The 17,561-nt window shown below is 39.2% G+C and carries 14 protein-coding genes and 1 other annotated feature; of the genes, 7 read left to right on the forward strand and 7 right to left on the reverse strand.

The features are described 5' to 3' along the window. Positions 1 to 212 precede the first annotated feature (212 nt). Positions 213 to 1,427, forward strand: a complete 1,215-nt coding sequence (locus AC220I_RS04745) for an ammonium transporter (protein WP_486722680.1) — start codon at positions 213 to 215, stop codon at positions 1,425 to 1,427. A 137-nt stretch (positions 1,428 to 1,564) separates the two neighbouring features. Here the strand turns inward: AC220I_RS04745 and AC220I_RS04750 are convergent, their stop codons facing one another. After that, a complete protein-coding gene (locus tag AC220I_RS04750; protein ID WP_486722681.1) occupies positions 1,565 to 2,242 on the reverse strand; it encodes a YaaA family protein in 678 nt (225 codons plus the stop codon). Positions 2,243 to 2,442: 200 nt separating this feature from the next. Between AC220I_RS04750 and AC220I_RS04755 the strand changes: the two genes are divergently transcribed. After that, a complete protein-coding gene (locus tag AC220I_RS04755; protein ID WP_486722682.1) occupies positions 2,443 to 2,730 on the forward strand; it encodes a hypothetical protein in 288 nt (95 codons plus the stop codon). A gap of 186 nt (positions 2,731 to 2,916) precedes the next feature. Continuing rightward, complete coding sequence (locus AC220I_RS04760) at positions 2,917 to 4,614, forward strand: HD-GYP domain-containing protein (RefSeq protein ID WP_486722683.1); 1,698 nt, start codon at positions 2,917 to 2,919, stop codon at positions 4,612 to 4,614. 74 nt (positions 4,615 to 4,688) lie between these two features. Here the strand turns inward: AC220I_RS04760 and speB are convergent, their stop codons facing one another. The 5 genes from speB to AC220I_RS04785 all read right to left on the reverse strand — a co-directional run bounded on the left by speB (position 4,689) and on the right by AC220I_RS04785 (position 10,788). Then, on the reverse strand, positions 4,689 to 5,540 hold the full coding sequence (speB, locus tag AC220I_RS04765) for an agmatinase (RefSeq protein WP_486722684.1): 852 nt from the start codon (positions 5,538 to 5,540) through the stop codon (positions 4,689 to 4,691). An 11-nt stretch (positions 5,541 to 5,551) separates the two neighbouring features. After that, positions 5,552 to 6,397, reverse strand: a complete 846-nt coding sequence (gene speE / locus AC220I_RS04770) for a polyamine aminopropyltransferase (RefSeq protein WP_486722685.1) — start codon at positions 6,395 to 6,397, stop codon at positions 5,552 to 5,554. A 136-nt stretch (positions 6,398 to 6,533) separates the two neighbouring features. Then, complete coding sequence (locus AC220I_RS04775) at positions 6,534 to 7,979, reverse strand: aminotransferase class I/II-fold pyridoxal phosphate-dependent enzyme (RefSeq protein ID WP_486722686.1); 1,446 nt, start codon at positions 7,977 to 7,979, stop codon at positions 6,534 to 6,536. Positions 7,980 to 8,000: 21 nt separating this feature from the next. After that, positions 8,001 to 8,813, reverse strand: a complete 813-nt coding sequence (speD, locus tag AC220I_RS04780; protein WP_486722687.1) for an adenosylmethionine decarboxylase — start codon at positions 8,811 to 8,813, stop codon at positions 8,001 to 8,003. A gap of 538 nt (positions 8,814 to 9,351) precedes the next feature. Next, positions 9,352 to 10,788 (reverse strand): NAD-dependent succinate-semialdehyde dehydrogenase, encoded by a 1,437-nt coding sequence (locus AC220I_RS04785; protein ID WP_486722688.1) that lies wholly within the window; start codon positions 10,786 to 10,788, stop codon positions 9,352 to 9,354. A 300-nt stretch (positions 10,789 to 11,088) separates the two neighbouring features. Beyond that, positions 11,089 to 11,383: a binding site (T-box leader), on the forward strand. A 177-nt stretch (positions 11,384 to 11,560) separates the two neighbouring features. Here AC220I_RS04785 and AC220I_RS04790 point away from each other — a divergent pair. From AC220I_RS04790 to ilvB, 4 genes are read left to right on the forward strand one after another with little or no spacing between them, the layout of a single operon-like run. Beyond that, a complete protein-coding gene (locus AC220I_RS04790) occupies positions 11,561 to 11,803 on the forward strand; it encodes a hypothetical protein (RefSeq protein ID WP_486722689.1) in 243 nt (80 codons plus the stop codon). Next, a complete protein-coding gene (gene ilvC, locus AC220I_RS04795; protein ID WP_486722690.1) occupies positions 11,803 to 12,792 on the forward strand; it encodes a ketol-acid reductoisomerase in 990 nt (329 codons plus the stop codon). The genes AC220I_RS04790 and ilvC overlap by 1 nt, the downstream gene beginning before the upstream one ends. A gap of 31 nt (positions 12,793 to 12,823) precedes the next feature. After that, entirely contained in the window at positions 12,824 to 14,557 is a 1,734-nt protein-coding gene (gene ilvD / locus AC220I_RS04800; protein WP_486722691.1) for a dihydroxy-acid dehydratase, read from the forward strand. 14 nt (positions 14,558 to 14,571) lie between these two features. Next, a complete protein-coding gene (gene ilvB / locus AC220I_RS04805; RefSeq protein ID WP_486722692.1) occupies positions 14,572 to 16,236 on the forward strand; it encodes a biosynthetic-type acetolactate synthase large subunit in 1,665 nt (554 codons plus the stop codon). Between the two features lie 291 nt (positions 16,237 to 16,527). Here ilvB and AC220I_RS04810 read toward each other — a convergent pair. Further along, on the reverse strand, positions 16,528 to 17,561 hold a 1,034-nt coding region (locus AC220I_RS04810), incomplete at its 5' end, for an HAD-IC family P-type ATPase (protein ID WP_486722693.1).

Genomic DNA, 17,561 nt, shown 5'->3' on the forward strand with positions numbered 1-17,561 from the left:
CTGAATATTTAGTATCGACCAAATATTCAATAAGAACGATCAAAAACAGAGACAAAACTGTCACAGTGGGACAAGGATGTCTTTGTTTTTTTGTCTGCTAAGACACTTGGGACAAAAAATGCCTTGGAAATAGTAGCTTTATCCGAAAATTAAGATTGGCATGCGATTTGCGTATTATAGTATTGTCACATATTTAACAAGGAGGAAGCGTTATGGATTTCAACACAGGTAATACGGCGTTTATGCTGGTTGCCACAAGTCTCGTTATGTTTATGACACCGGGATTGGCATTTTTTTATGGGGGATTAGTAGGTAAAAAAGGCGTACTTACGATCATGATGCAAAGCTTCGTGTCACTGGGCATCACGACTATTTTATGGTTTACAGTGGGCTATTCGCTCTGTTTCAGTGGCGATATCGGCGGCATTATTGGAAACTTGGATATGGCATTTTTAAGAGGAATCTCAATTACAGATTCACTTTCGCCTGAAAACAATATTCCCTTATTGATCTTCGTTGCTTATCAAATGATGTTTGCAGTGATTACGCCGGCCTTAATCACTGGTGCATTTGCAGAACGTGTCAGGTTCAAGGCATACATCATTTTCCAAATTGCATGGCTTTTACTCGTTTACTTCCCATTTGTACACATGATATGGGGTGGCGGAATCTTGGCGCAAATGGGCGTTCTCGACTTCGCAGGTGGTATCGTGGTACATGCAACTGCGGGTATGGCGGCATTGGCTTCAGTTTTCTTCGTTGGAAAACGTTCAGAGGGTCATCAAGAACCACATAGTATTCCGCTTATTGCAATTGGAACGGCAATTCTCTGGTTCGGCTGGTATGGCTTTAACGCTGGAAGTGAGTTGAGAGTAGATGAAATTACATCGCTTGCTTTTTTAAACACAGACATCGCAGCTTCGTTTGCAGCCATAGTTTGGCTTGCAATTGAATGGAAAACCACAGGTAAACCTAAGTTTGTCGGTTTGCTCACCGGTGCGGTAGCAGGTCTTGCAACCATCACGCCGGCAGCTGGCTACGTGAGCATGGGCACTGCAGCCCTCATTGGCTGTATTGCATCTGTTGTTTGCTATATGGCGATTGGCCTTAAGAACAAGTTAAATTGGGATGATGCTTTAGACGTTTGGGGCGTTCATGGTGTCGGTGGTATAACAGGCGTTATACTCTTAGCAATTTTAGGCAATAAAGCCATTAACCCTGCAGGTGCAGACGGGTTAATTCATGGCGGGGTTCATTTCTTCATCGTTGAAGTGGGTGCAGTTATTTTGGCTTCAGCATATGCATTTATAATTTCTTATGGCTTACTTTATTTAATCGACAAAGTGACACCTGTTAAAGTGGATGCCAGTGAACAGGCAGCTGGTGTAGACGCAATATTACATGGTGAAACTGCTTACTTTATGTAAATGGTCATGTGTCAGACTGACCCTATCAAATGAAAATTTTATCCAATTATTTTTGAAACACACAACCCTAAAACGCCCGATAGATCATAATGGTTTATCGGGCGTTTTGTTTTTGATTTTAGATGTTTTCAGGACCATTATCTTATGTAATAAAAGTCCACTTGACTCGAATGTTCATCAGAGAAATGATAGCCATCAAAGGAAATTTTCTTAATCTCTGATAAGGTGTCTAATTGGTTCATAATCATCTCGTTGAGGAAGCGACCACGCGCCATCTTTGAAAAGGTTGCTTTATTGATGAGCCTGCCTGTACTTTGGTCTATTTCTCTAAAGTGAATGTTGATTTTATTTCTATTCACGTTTTTAGAAAATTCATCAGAGGCGAGGTTGATGTAAATCTCATCTTGTGGAAGATTTTCATCCAAGTATAATTTCCAATGGTCATAGAGTTTAATATCAGGCAGTCTGGTTTTATAATCTAAACGATAGGCTGTTATGGTTTCAAAGGGGTTGAGATAGCCGTAATAGGCACTTAGTAGGATTAAATGCTGATGGATATATTCAAGTGCCGCTCTGTCATATTTGTCGAGTGATAATTGCTTGTAAACAAGTCCTGTGTAGAAGAGGAGGGCTGGTGTTCCTGAAGACAATTCATCAAATGGTTTCTGACAAGCATACTTCTTCAGGGGCTCTATAAGTGCAGCGCGTGCTTCAATTATTTTATTTTGGATGGAAGCCCTTTGAACATAAGGTATCCACAATTCAGGTGTTTCTGCTGGCTTTTGAGTCTTACTGGGTGAAATGATGATTTTCATGTATTCTCCTTTTGCAGTGAATTAATATCTAAAAAAGATTAAAGTTGAAGAAATATATGGCCGATATACTATATATAGGATAAAATATTAATAAGACCGAATATATTGTAGGTTTTACAAAAAGTGCGCATTTTTTTACCTAACTTTAAACATGATATAACAAACCGTTGATACCATAAGAGTAGCAAAGGAGTGATCATATGTCAAAGGTTCTAGAGGTAAGAGGAGATTATAAAATTTTAGCGACAAATCGAGATTATGTTGTCATCAATATGACATTAGCTTACGAAAATCATGCGCATTTTAAATCAATCCAACCATTGCACCACTTGTTAACATTGATAGAACACGGTCTTATGCCAACATCACCATACTTAATGAAGGCAGCAAAGCGTTTGCTAGGTGATGATTTTGAAAGTTTGACACCTAAGAAGAAAAAGGACAACTATAATAACCATCATAGAAAATCAAGGGCACGATGTGCTTAGAAAACCAGCAGCATTCTTTTGAATGCTGTTTTTTGATGAATATAATCTTGTGAAAAAAGATCGGTTAAATCAAAAATCCTCACTAAGTTAACAAAATACAATTATAATGTTACAATTTGATTGATTTGGGTAGAAATAATATGATGGCTCAATTAAATTGTGGTGTTTTTGTGAGGTGTGGGGGTAATGAAGACAACTTTTTTATACAATGATTTGTTAAAATTTGATCAATCTATTCAAATGATGATATCAAATTCAGATGTCCTAAAATGTGCAGAGACATTTGTATTTTGCATTTATACTCAGGCAAACGGAAAGAATGCCTATCATTATAAGATTGGAGATGAAAGTACAATAGAGAGGATGAAGTCGCTTGTTACACCAGATGCTTTACAAAATGCACTTTTTTCAGAAGGAAACATCCAGTGTGTTGCATTTAACAGCTTTCTTGAGGATGATGATGTCAGAACAGATTACTTTGAAGTAGCACTTGTGTCAACGAACACTTTAAATCGTGACCAACCATTTGTGGGATGTGTTTATTTTACGATTGATAAGTCCTATAGACCCGTTTTAGAAGTGGCGCGTCAGAAGAAGTATAACTTTTTATTAATCGACTTCCTCATGCACTACATCCAACTTGAAATTGAAAATTATGAAAAGCTCTATTACTTGATTGATTTTTTTTCTGAACTAATATCGGTTAAAGACCTCAACATGCCATATCATATGACGAATGTAGCCAATTGGTCGATGCTGATTGCTAATGAGCTCAATTTAAAATATGAAGAACAGCTTGTCCTTTATGTGGCCGCTTTAATTCATGACGTAGGTAAAATGTACATACCTGACAACATCATCAATAAATCGACCAAATTAACAGATGAGGAGTATGAGCAGGTTAAGATGCACTCTGAGAGAGGATACGAGATCACTAATGCCGCCTTATACGGGATGCATTATTTCAGTCAAGTACCAAACATTATCAAGCATCACCATGAACGATTTGACGGCAGTGGTTATCCCGCTAAGTTAAAAGGTCATGCAATTCCGCTGTTAAGCCGAATAATCGCAGTGGCAGATGCCGCAGATGCAATGATGTCAAGACGAGCCTATCGGGATTTACTCTCAGAGGACTTTATAATCAAGGAAATATTAAGGGGGAGTGGCAAGCAGTTTGACCCTGACATAGCCGATGTCATGGTAGAGCTCATTCAAAACCGGAAAAAAGAAAATGGTTCGCATTATGTTGAAGATTCAAATTTTATTCCTCAGACATCCTTAAACTTTTTTTATGATAATTTTAAAAATCAGCGATCTTATTTGGGAAACTTAATCATACATAAACAGTCTGGGAAGTTAATAATACATAGTGAAGATTCATTTTTTAAGCTTGACCTTAATCGAATATATAAACCATCCATCAGTTTCTTTGCTTTTCATGATTTTTTGGAGTATGAAATAGAAATTATCGGCACAGCGAGTAATCAGGTTTTAATATCGGAATTTAAATATGTACCAACAGACAAGTACTTCTCTCTGATTTGGGAACTGACTGGATTGTTGAAAACTGCCTTAAACAAGAACGAAGTGATCAAAATTATTAAGGTAGGTGGAGATACCCTTGTTTTTGAGGTCAAGGACCAAGGGGTAAAAGAGCGTTTGGTTTCTTGCATTGATAAAAATGCCACAATAGATTTCACGCTTGAAGTGGATGATATTAAGAAGCATTTTTCGTTGTTGGGCCGAATAATCCGCTTCTTTAAATTTCAAAGTGCCACAGTATTTGTCTTTAAATATACCAATATTAACAGTGTTGAGAGGGACTCTATTTTAAGGTTGCTCTTTAGAAAACAGATGCATGATCGAAAACTGAGAGGGTAAAAATTTTTGAGTAAGACATTAAAAAAGCGCTGATGCTACGCATCAACGCTTTTACTTTTTATGATAAATTTAGCTTACTTCAAGATAGACAAGAGCAATTCTCTCATGACTTTGCAAGCAGTTGCAGTACTCACACCAGTTTGGTCGTAATGCGGTGATAATTCCACAATATCCGCACCGATGACATTGAGATCTGCAAAGGATTTGATGATTTCCATCATTTCATGGAAGAAAATGCCGCCTGGTTCAGGCGTTCCTGTACCGGAGAAGATTGATGGATCGAGGACATCAAGGTCAATTGTGATATAGCAAGGTGTTTCAGGACCAATAGCAGCAATACGCTCTTTAAGTGTCGTAAATGAAAACTTCTCTAAATGGGTATGTGCTTTAGCCCATTCGAACTCCCATTTTTCACCTGAGCGGATGCAGAATTGATTGATTTTGCCATCACCCATGAAGTCCCAAGCACGTCTAATCACCGCTGCATGTGATAGGGGTTCACCCATGTAATGGTCTCTTAAATCTGTATGTGCATCAAAATGCAATAATACAAGATCAGGATGGGCTTCGTAAGATGCTTTAATAGCGCCAAGTGAAACCAAATGCTCACCACCAATTAAGAAGGGCTTTTTACCCGCTTTTAAAATGGTTCTTGCCATATCTTCAATGGCATCAAGCGATTTTTGTGCATTTCCAAAAGGCAAGTCAAGATTGCCTACATCCGTTAGGGCATAGTCAGCAAGATCTTTATCTTGGTAAGGGCTATAGGTTTCAAGACCATATGAGTCCATGCGGATAAAATCAGCCGCAAATCTCGTTCCGGGTCTAAATGAAGTTGTTGAATCAAACGGTGCACCAAAGATGACAAGATCAGCATCGTTGAAATCTGAGTCACAACCAATAAAGGTATGAATATTTGAATGCATATTGACCTCCACTATTCTGCTAACATCTTTTTAACGAAAGTTGGAAGTGCAAAACAACCTGTATGAAGATCTGTGTTGTAGTATTTTGTTTCAAGCCCAAAAGCTTCCCATTCTTCTTTTTTAAAGTCTTTGATTGGATCAAGCGACTTAGAAGCAAATCCAAACAACCAATGTCCTGATGGATAGGTTGGCATATGGAATTGATATACCTTGCTGATTGGGAAAATCTTTTCAATTTTATCATGTGAACGTTTCATTTCACGTGCGTAATTTGGATAGTAAGGGCTTTCGTGTTGGTTAATCAAAATGCCGTTGTCTGTAAGAGCGTTGAAGCAATCTGTATAGAAAGCTACAGAAAATAAGCCTTCACCAGGTCCAATTGGATCTGTAGAATCCACTAAGATAAGATCGTATTCGCCAACCTTGCCTTCGATGAATTTAAGACCATCTTCAAAGTAAAGCGTAACTCTTGGATCACCAAGTTTGTCTGCCGTAATTGGAAGATACTTCTGACAAGCTCTTACCACCATTTCATCTATTTCAACCATATCTATTTTTTCGATGTGCTTGTATCTTGTAAGCTCTCTAACTGTGCCGCCATCGCCACCGCCGATAACGAGTACGCGTTTGATTGATGGGTTAGTTGCCATTGCAACGTGTGTAATCATATCATGGTATACAAATTCATCTTTCTCGTTTACCATCATTAGACCATCAAGTGTGAAGAATGTACCAAATTCTTCTGATTCAAAGAAATCAATTTGTTGAAAAGGGCTTGTTTCTGAGTAGAAGTGTTTCTTTACTTTTATTGAAAAATTAACCGTATCGGTGTGTTGTTCCGTGTACCATAATTCCATAATAAATCCTCCTTAATCTTAAACGCCAATATCAGCGTTATAATTTTAAAAGTCAATGCTTCATCTTGCCAAGTTCTCTATGTGAACACCCTGCAATCCGACAATGACTTTTGATGATCTTTACCTATTTATTTGACTATTCCTTGATGACTTTGATGAAATTCGCCTCTGAATCTTCCATGCCAGTGACGACACCGTGATTTGCCTTAAAAAGCTTGAGCTGTTCAATAACCGATTCGTTGATACGTTCGCCATAGCTGACTACAGGTATTCCCGGTGGATAACTCATAAGGGATTCGCCACTGATCCTACCGAGTGTATCGTCAAGCGCGACCATTTCCTTGTCTGCATAAAAGGCTTCTCTTGGTGTTAATACCACTTCAGGATAATGTAAATCTATTTTTTTATAATCAATACGTTCTGTAAAGAAACGCTTGCTGATGTCTTTCAAAGCTTGGATGAGGGCGTTGACGCTGTCATAGTCATCACCAACACTTAAGATTGCCAATGAGTTATAAACGTCGCCTGTTTCCATCTGAATATTGTACTCATCACGAAGGATGTCGTATAGCTCCATACCATTGAGGCCCATATTACGTGTGGTAACGCTCAATTTAGTAGGGTCAAATTTAAATATGCCGGGCTTGCCTTCTGCCTCGTAACCGATGGAATAACAGCCTGGAATCTTGTTGATCTCATCTCTTGCATAGTCTGCAATTTCAATGATATGTGATAATATATCATGGCCTTCAGTTGCAAGCATTTTACGAGCGACATCAAGTGACCCCATGAGTAAATAAGAGGGACTTGTGGTCTGCATGGTGTTGATGACTTTTCTAACATATTGACCATCAATTCGGTCTGTTTTTACTAAAAGGGCAGAGCTCTGTGTTAATGAACCGCCTGTCTTGTGAAGACTGACTGATGACATATCAGCCCCTGCAGCCATACCACTTAATGGGAATTTTTCATGGAAGTGAAAATGAGAGCCATGTGCTTCGTCCACTAATACATACATGCCTTTTTCGTGACAATAGTCTACTATGGTCTTTAAATCACAAGTTGCACCATAGTAGGTAGGATTTATAATAAAGACGGCTTTTGATTCGGGATGTTCTTCATAGGCCTTCTTTAGACTTTCAAGTGTGATGTTGTGCGAAACGCCCATCTCGCTATCGATTTCAGGTGCCATATAAACCGGCTCTGCACCACAGAGGATAAGTGCGTTGATTGCAGATTTATGAACGTTTCTCGGCAAGATGATTTTATCACCTGTCGTAACGGTGGTCATAATCATGGTTTGAACGGCAAAGGAGGTACCACCCACGATAAAGTAGCCTCGGTCTGCTCCAAAAGCATCTGCAAGGAGGTCTTCACTTTCCTTAATGACGCTAATTGGGTTGCCTAAAAAGTCGAGTGGTTTCATTGAATTGACGTCAAGTTCTAGCATTGTATCGCCAAAATATGCCGCATATTCACGTAGACCACGACCGTGTTTATGGCCTGGAACATCAAATGGGATGACTTTCTTTGCATGGTATTCTTTCATAGCAGTGAATACAGGTGTTTTTGAATGATCCATTCTCACGTCTCCTTTCAAGGGTTACATCTTAGGAATGTTTCGCCCATAGTAAATTTCGCTCATTTCTTTCTTGAGCTTAGAGACGATATCACGTTGTTCTTTCGCTGTGAGATCATCCTTGTGTACTTCAAAGAGGTAGTTTGTGAGTTCAAAATCTTTGAGCATCATCTTCGTATGGAAAATATTCTCTTGATATACGTTAACATCAATTAATTGATATTTATTTAAAGTGCGTTTCGCAATAAAGTTTTGGATTGAGTTAATGTTGTGGTCGATAAATAATTTTTGACCAGATGCATCTCTAGTAAAGCCTCTAACGCGATAATCAATTGTAATGATATCTGAATCAAAACTATCAATTAAATAGTTAAGTGCTTTAAGTGGTGAAATTTGACCACAAGTTGATACATCGATATCCACTCTGAAAGTACTGATCCCATTGTCAGGATGGTATTCTGGATACGTATGAACCGTTAAATGGCTTTTATCGAGGTGACCAACCACATGTTGAGGCACATTGACGAGAACACCTTTGTTGCAAGAGTCATCTAAAGCAGATTCTGGTACTTCTTCTTCAGAAATGAGAATTGTAACGCTGGCACCTTGAGGGTCATAATCTTGTTTGGCTACGTTTAATACATGAGCGCCGATCATTTTAGTGACGTCCTTTAAGATATGTGTTAAACGTTCAGAATTATATTGCTCATCAATATATTCTATATATTTTTTACGATCTTCCTCAGTCTTTGTATAACTGATATCGTAGATGTTAAAACTCAAAGTCTTAGTGAGGTTGTTAAACCCATGAAGTTTAATTTTTTTATAACCTTTCAACTGATGACCCTCCTCGTTTAAAATGCTTATTTATTAGGTTTGAAAAGTGACAAATAATACTTAAAATATTAACCTATAAGTATACTAATACTATTTTTTACACAAGTACAATTATAACAGAAAAAATTATAATTACTAGTGTTTTGTCGATTTTTTTTGAATAAAATTTCGTAAGCTTTTTTAACAAATTTAAGTTTAAAATATTAAGTCTTATAAATGGCACTGACAAACTTTTGTGGTTTGAAAATGCTCATTTTCATGTTAAATTCATGTAAAAAGCCCCTCATCCATGAGGGGCTTTTTAGGGGTTGATATTCATGTGAGTTTGAAATAGTTTGCTATTTCTTTTGGCTTTGTAAGTATTTCAATAAATTGATTTGAGGGTATTTTTATCATACCCGACAACATTCAGTTTAAACAAGAAGTTTAAAATTATATTTTGACTGGGATAGCATGTTCGGTTATGCAAACATGCTATTGAAATGTATATAATAGAAGAAAGTTGTCAAATCGTCTCATAGGGTATTGATCTTTGACCTTAATAATGGATGGCAATGTACTTTGTTATCAGATAATCTTCAATGCCATATTTTCCACCTTCACGGCCAAAGCCACTCATTTTTATACCGCCAAAAGGTGCTTGAGCGGCACTAATTCTGCCGGTGTTAACACCCACCATGCCATATTCAAGTGCATCTGCGATTTTAATTGAACGCCTTAAGCTTTCGGTGAAAAAGTAGGATGCTAGTCCATAAGGGGTATTGTTAGCGATTGCCATGGCTTCTTCATCTGTTTGAAAGGTCATGATCGGAAGGACTGGACCAAATGTTTCTTCATGTGCAATGACCATTTCTGAGGTGACATTCGATAGAATTGTGGGTTCCATTAGATAGCCACCTACACCTTCAAGTGCACGGCTACCATGTCCACCAAAAATGCAAGTAGCACCCTTGGCAATTGCATCCTCCACCTGGCCTTTGATTTTCATAAAGCCAGTTTGGTCGATAATCGGCCCCATATCCACCTGGGTAAAACCATCGCCATATTTCAAATTCTTTACCTTATTGAGTAAGAGCTCTGTGAAAGCTTTTTCTACAGATTTGTGTACCAAAACTCGGTTAGTGGCGATACAAACTTGTCCGCAATTTCTGAATTTGGAGTCGATTGCGCCCTGAGCAGCTTTTTCAAGATCCGCATCTTCAAAGACGATGAAAGGCGCGTGTCCTCCGAGCTCTAGTGAAAGCTTCTTAAGTGTTTTTGCACTTTCTGCCATCAACTTTTTGCCAATTTCAGTGGAACCCGTAAATGAAATCTTTCTGATTTTTTCGTTTGCCATCATTGCATTTCCGATCTTTGAAGCCTCTCCAGTGAGCAGCTGACAAACGCCCTCTGGAAAACCCGCTTGGTGTACGAGTTCAAAGAATTTAACAGCAGTTAGCGGAGTCTGTTTAGCAGGCTTTACCACAACTGTACATCCTGCAGCAAGTGCAGGGGCCATCTTTCTAACAAACATTGCCAGTGGGAAGTTCCACGGGGTGATGATGCCAACAGGACCAACTGGCATATGTTTAACTTGATATTGAAAACCGGTATGTGATGGTTCTATGATATCTCCAGAAACACGAATGCCCTCTTCGGCATACCAAGTGACATAGCTTGCAGCATAGCGAACTTCAGTGATGGCTTCTGAAAGTGGCTTGCCCTGTTCAAGTGTCATTATACTTGCTAGGGCTTCTTCATTTTCCTTCATGAGCTGATCTAATTTTCTTAAATATTTTGCGCGTTCATAGGCAGTGGTTTTATGCCAAGATTCAAATGCTTTTACAGAGCCCTCAAGTGCAGTTTCAATATCCTTTTCAGATGCATTGGCTTGGTGGCCGATGCACTCTAGGGTATAGGGGTTCAAAACCTCGAAATAGGCGTCGTTTGAGGCTTCTTTAAATAAACCGTTGATGTACAAATTTCCCTTTATCATAATATCCTCCTAACATCAATAGATCTCAAATCTATATTATCACTTCTAACTTATGATTTGTAGAGATAACTTAAAAATGGATTTTGTGAATGCATAAATAGAAACTTAAAGGCGTGTGTATGTTCAAAATACAGAACATGACAAGGCTGTGAACAGGGGCAGTCCGTCTGTGACGAACACAAATTAGGAACATATCTAACGGAATCGTAATAATTTAGAATTGTCAGAAAAAAATGAAATAGGGTGTTGACACTATACCCTAATATGTTTATAATCAATTTCAATATCAAATAAAAAATCTTAAAGATAATGATGGAGAACGATTCTTAAAGAAACTGTTCAAAGCGAGCCACAGGTGGTGTAAGTGTGGTAATGGTATTAAGATGAAAATCACTCCTGAATTGATGATTCGACAATGTAGATGATTCCGGCAGTCACCGTTAAAAGACTAGAGTTCGCTAAATTGTTTCACAGGTGAGTCCATGGTAAAATACCTTGGATATAAAATGTGAGGAAGATGATGAAGCCGACTTGATGAGAGCAGTTTGCTAAACTGAAATTGGGTGGTACCGCGGATAAATAATTCGTCCCTATAAATAATCAATCGTGATTGTTTATAGGGACTTTTTTATATAAATCATAAGTTTTCATCCAGCTTAGAGTGAGAAGCATCAAAAGCGTTTAGATGAAAACGTTAACGACAAAACAAGGTTTGGCGTTAAATGATCATAAAAAAGCGAAATTTAAGTTGAGGATGGAAGGAGTGAGGATTATGCTAAGAAAGATTTACGCAAGCACAGATTATGGGGTGCATTCACTAATTAAGGTTGTAGCAACGCTGAGAAGAAAAGAGTTTGATGTCGTAGGCGTTAACATGAATTGTTTCGATGAAGAGCGTGCAGATATTTGCATAACCTTAAGAGAAAAGGAAAAACTCAATGCTGAATATGCAAAGTATCAGCTTGAAAAAATCATAGATATTCAAAACATTAAAATTGACGGAGGGGAAAACTAATGAAAGTTTACTACAGAGAAGATGTAACAACAAAACACTTACAAGGCAAGAAGGTAGCCGTAATCGGATTTGGATCACAAGGACATGCACATGCACTCAACATGAAAGAGTCTGGCGTGGACGTTTGTGTAGGCCTATATGAAGGGAGTCCATCTAAAGCTAAGGCAGAAGCTGGTGGACTTGAAGTTTATACAGTTGCAGAAGCGGTTAAGAAATCAGATCTTGTTATGATTTTATTACCAGATGAAAAACAAAGATCCGTATATGAAGCAGAAATCAAACCCAATTTAACTGAAGGCAAGGCCTTAGCATTTGCTCATGGTTTCAACATTCATTTCACACAAATTCAGCCGCCTAAGAATGTAGATGTTTTCATGGTAGCACCTAAGGGTCCTGGTCACTTGGTTAGAAGAGTTTATCAAGAGGGCAAAGGGGTACCAAACTTATTTGCGGTTTATCAAGACTTTACTGGAAATGCACGTGATTTAGCGCTTGAATATGCAAATGCTATTGGAGGTACTAGAGCAGGTGTTATCGAGACTACTTTCAAAGAAGAAACAGAAACAGATTTGTTTGGAGAGCAAGCAGTACTTTGTGGCGGTTTAACGTCACTGATCAAAGCGGGTTTTGAAACTTTAACAGAAGCGGGATACCAACCTGAAGTGGCATATTTTGAATGTTTACATGAAATGAAGCTCATCGTTGACTTATTATACGAAGGTGGATTTGAGAAAATGAGATATTCAGTAAGTGATACTGCTGAGTATGGCGATTATGCCATCGGTAAGAGAATCGTCACAGATACAACAAAAGCTGAAATGAAAAAAGTACTTAGCGAAATTCAAAATGGTCAATTTGCACAAGAATTCTTGCTAGAAAATTACCTTAACAGACCAGCCTTCAACAGAGTTAAGGCTCAAGAACTTGAGCATCCAATTGTTGAAGTTGGTCAAAGACTAAGAAGCATGATGTCTTGGATTAAAGAATAGAAACAGGGATTTGTACTTGAGAGGGAGCAAAATGAAAACATTTAATTATAAATCAGATAAATATACAAGTGCTAATATTGTGAACGGTGTGGAAAAAGCGCCACATCGTTCACTCCTTAAAGCCCTTGGACTTTCAAATAGCGATATGAAGAGACCTTTTGTTGCAGTTGTGAACTCCTATAATGAAATTGTACCTGGACATGTTGAACTTAAACGTGTTGTTGATGCGGTGAAAAAAGGCATACTAATGTCTGGCGGTATACCATTTGAAATTCCGGCAATTGCCGTTTGCGATGGGATTGCCATGAACCATGAAGGCATGAAATATTCATTGGCATCAAGGGAGCTCATTGCTGACAGCGTCGAAATTATGGTGAAGGCGCATGCCTTTGATGGCGTGGTCTTTATTCCAAATTGCGACAAGACTGTACCGGGCATGTTGATGGCTGCTGCAAGAATCAACAGGCCTTCAATCTTTGTCAGTGGCGGTCCGATGCTTGCGGGTAAATTTTCCGGTAGTATTGAAACCCTTGGCGAAATCAGAAAAGGGGCTGTGAACAAAGCGATTGACCTCACAACGGCTTTTGAAGCTGTTGGCGCTTATCAAAATGAAAAAATAGATTTAGAAGTCCTTCAAGAAATTGAAGACAATGCTTGTCCAACATGTGGGTCTTGCTCAGGCATGTTCACTGCTAACTCCATGAACTGCATCACAGAATGCTTAGGACTTGCCTTATCAGGTAATGGGACTATTCCTGCGGTTTACCAAGATAGAGTGAGATTGGCTAAAGAAACGGGTGAACGCATTGTTGAGCTCATCGAAATGGATTTAAAACCCAGAGACATTGTCACAGCAGAAGCGCTTAAGAATGCACTTACTGTGGACATGGCGCTTGGTTGCTCGACAAACACGATTTTACATTTAACTGCCATCGCCAATGAACTTGAGTTGCCGATCAGTCTTGAGGATTTTGATGCTGTTTGCGAAAAAACACCAAATCTCTGTAAGCTCAGTCCGGCTGGACCTTGGCATATTCAAGACTTACATGAAGATGGTGGTATAGACGCCGTTATGAAGGAACTATCAAAAGCAAACCTTCTTGATCTTACGGTTAAAACGGTTTCAGAAGGCCTCTTTTTGAGTGAAAAGCTTAAAGGTGCTTCTGCAAAGTCAAAAGGAATCATAGCATCTATTGAATCGCCATATAGTACAACGGGTGGCTTAAAGGTTTTAAAGGGAAGCTTAGCACCAAATGGTGCAGTGGTCAAGAAATCGGCGGTATCAGAAAAAATGTTGAAAAATATTGGTAAAGCCCGTGTTTTTGAATCTGAGGAAGCTGCAACCGAGGCTATTTTGGCACAGAAGATTGTTCCAGGTGATGTGGTCGTTATTCGTTATGAAGGACCAAAAGGTGGTCCGGGTATGCGGGAAATGTTAACCCCGACATCTGCACTTTCTGGTATGGGTCTTGATGAAGCGGTTTCACTTATCACTGATGGCAGATTTTCAGGTGGAACAAGAGGCGCTGCCATAGGCCATGTGTCTCCAGAAGCTTTTGAAGGTGGCGTTATCGGACTGGTACAAGAAGGCGATATGATTGAAATCAACATTCCAGAGGGCATCTTGAATCTTCAAGTGTCTGAGGAAGTGTTAAAGAATAGACGTGAAAAACATCAAATTTTAGAAAAACCAATTAAAGGGTATTTAACGCGCTATCGTCAGTCCGTTAGTTCTGCGGACCAAGGGGCGATAAGTAAAAAATAAAGGAGCGAGTGCATATGCTGAAAAATGGCGCCCAGATATTACTGGATTTATTAAATGAAAGTGGTATTGATACAATCTTTGGATACCCGGGCGGGGCAGTGATTCCATTGTACCACGAACTTGGTGTGCAATATGATCGCTTTACTCATATTAGAACTTCACATGAGCAAGGCGCAGTTCATGCTGCTGATGGCTATGCGCGTTCTACAGGCAAGCTAGGTGTTTGCTTTGCAACATCTGGTCCAGGTGTAACAAATACCGTAACAGGTATTGCCACTGCATATCTTGACTCATCACCTCTTTTGGTGATTTCAGGACAAGTGCCGACGATGTTGCTGGGCAAGGATTCCTTTCAGGAAATAGACATCACAGGGATGTGTATGTCGATCACAAAGTATTCTGTGCTTGTGAGAAAGCTAGAGGATCTTGAAAAAATCATAAGAAAAGCGATAAAAATTGCAACGACTGGGAGACCTGGACCTGTCCTCATTGATATTCCTAAGGACCTCTTTATGAAGACCATAGAGTTTCCCCAATATCCAGACTATGAGTATAAGATGAGTCAACCAGAAATAGACTATGATAAGGTAAAACATGCGTGTGCTCTTATTAATCAATCCGAAAAGCCAATCGTTTATGCGGGGGGCGGCATACGCATTGCCAATGCACATGAAGGGCTTAGACGCTTTTGCATGGATAAAGAAATCCCAGTGGTTAACACCCTGATGAGCTTAGGGACTTTCCCGAGAACGCATGAACTCTCTCTTGGAATGGTGGGAATGCACGGTTACCCAGAGGCCAATATGGCCATTACAAAATCGGACTTGATTATTGCCATCGGAGCCAGATTTAGTGATCGTGTCATCGGGAACCCTAAGGATTTCGCCGAAAAAGCGAAGGTAATACATGTGGATTTTGATTTTACTGAGTTTAGCAAGAACATCGATTCAGATGTGGATATTTGTGGTGACCTCAACACAATATTAGAACAATTTAATCAGCATGTTGAAATAAGGCATCGTACACCATGGCTTAAAGAAATCAAAGCCTATTGTGTGGACCAACCTATCTCTGAAACCATGGGGGAGGGGTTGCCGCCTAAAGATATAATTGAAACGGTACATGAAACACTGGGCGAAACCAGCATTATATGTACAGATGTGGGTCAACATCAAATGTGGACTGCGCAACATTTTAAATTTCAGAATCAACGTCAATTCATCACTTCTGGTGGTCTTGGCACCATGGGATTTGGTCTTGGGGCAGCAATCGGCTCTAAAATGGGCAACCCAGACAAGCAAGTGGTCTTAATCACAGGTGATGGCAGCTTTAGAATGAACAACAATGAACTGGCAACCGTTGTGGACCACAATATTCCAATGCTGATTATTCTCTTTAACAACAGTGTTTTAGGAATGGTGAGACAGTGGCAAAAGCTCTTCCAAGATGGTCGGTATGCTGAAACGACTTTGCCAACCAATATGGATTACTGTAAGCTTGCAAGTGCTTATGGCATTGAAAGCATTAAGGCGAGGTCGATATTTGAACTCAAGCAAAGTGTTGAAAGGTTCAAGAAAACGGGTAAGGCCATGTTCATCGAGTGCAAGATCAACAAGAATGAAGACGTTTATCCAATTGTGCCACCTGGAAAATCTATTGACCAGTATTTGACACGATAAATTTATTAAATCTCTATAGCCCAGCTATAGGTTTAAACTCCAATACTAAATAAAAAAGAAAGAACTCACACAGGACAGTGAGTTCTTTCTTTTTTATTTTAATTTAGATTTTACGGTTCATTACAATTCCTAGATTTAGAACTAATTCGTGTTCTGATTCGTGTTCTGATTCGTGTTCTAGTTCGTATTCTAGCTCGCACTCGAGCACGCATTTTAGTTCAAATTCTAGTTTATATTCTCATTTTTATTTGACTTCTTATGCTTATTCTTGGTTAATTCTGTGTTTAATTCTTATAGTTTATGACTTAAAATTCGAGTTGAGTTAAGAACGGCTAACAGTGCCACACCAACATCTCCGAAGATTGCTAGCCACATGGTACCAAGGCCCATAATGCCTAAAATCATGATAAAAACTTTAACGCTCAATGCAAAAACGATGTTTTGAGTAACGATGCGCTTGGTCACTTTAGAGACAGAAATCGCTGTGATGAGCTTTGAAGGTTCATCGTTCATGAAAACCATGTCTGATGCTTCAATAGCAGCATCGCTGCCTATAGACCCCATAGAGATCCCCACATCAGCAAGTGTCAAAACAGGTGCATCGTTTATACCATCTCCAACGAAGGCAATCCTACGACCTCTATCCTTTAAGGCTTGCAATTGCTTGAACTTATCTTCAGGAAGCATTTGGCTCTTATAATTTTCAATGGAAAGCGTTTTGGCAACTGCAGAGGCTTGAGCTTCTCGATCGCCAGTGAACATCCAAACTTCATGCTGCATGTCGTTTAATGCTTTTATAGCCTTATGGCTATCTGATTTTAACATGTCCTCCAAAACAATTGCACCTGCATACTGTGAGTTTTTAAAGAGGTAGACAATCGTACCGCTTTGGTTGATTGTAGGCACAGATAAATTGAAGTGGTCAGCAAGTGCAGCGTTACCTGCGAGGTATGTGTTGCCAAGATGCTCAACCTTAATGCCCTTACCGCTGATTTCTTCAACGACATCACCGTTTACAACCTTGAGTTCCGAAAGATCATGCTTGGATTCAAGATACTTAATAATTGATTTTGCGATTGGATGATTGGAATGTCTTTCACAAAGATATGCAGCTTCTATAAAGACTGACTCAGAGCTCTTCTCATCTATAAGGGCTTTACTAACTTCGAAATGCCCCTTGGTCAAGGTTCCGGTCTTATCAAAGACAAAGGTGTCAATTTGGCTCAATGCTTCAAGATAATTGCTGCCCTTTACTAGGATGCCATTTTTAGAGGCGGCACCAATTCCACTAAAGAAGCCAAGTGGTACTGAGAGTACAAGTGCAC

It is taken from the genome of Fusibacter sp. (genome assembly GCF_057447755.1).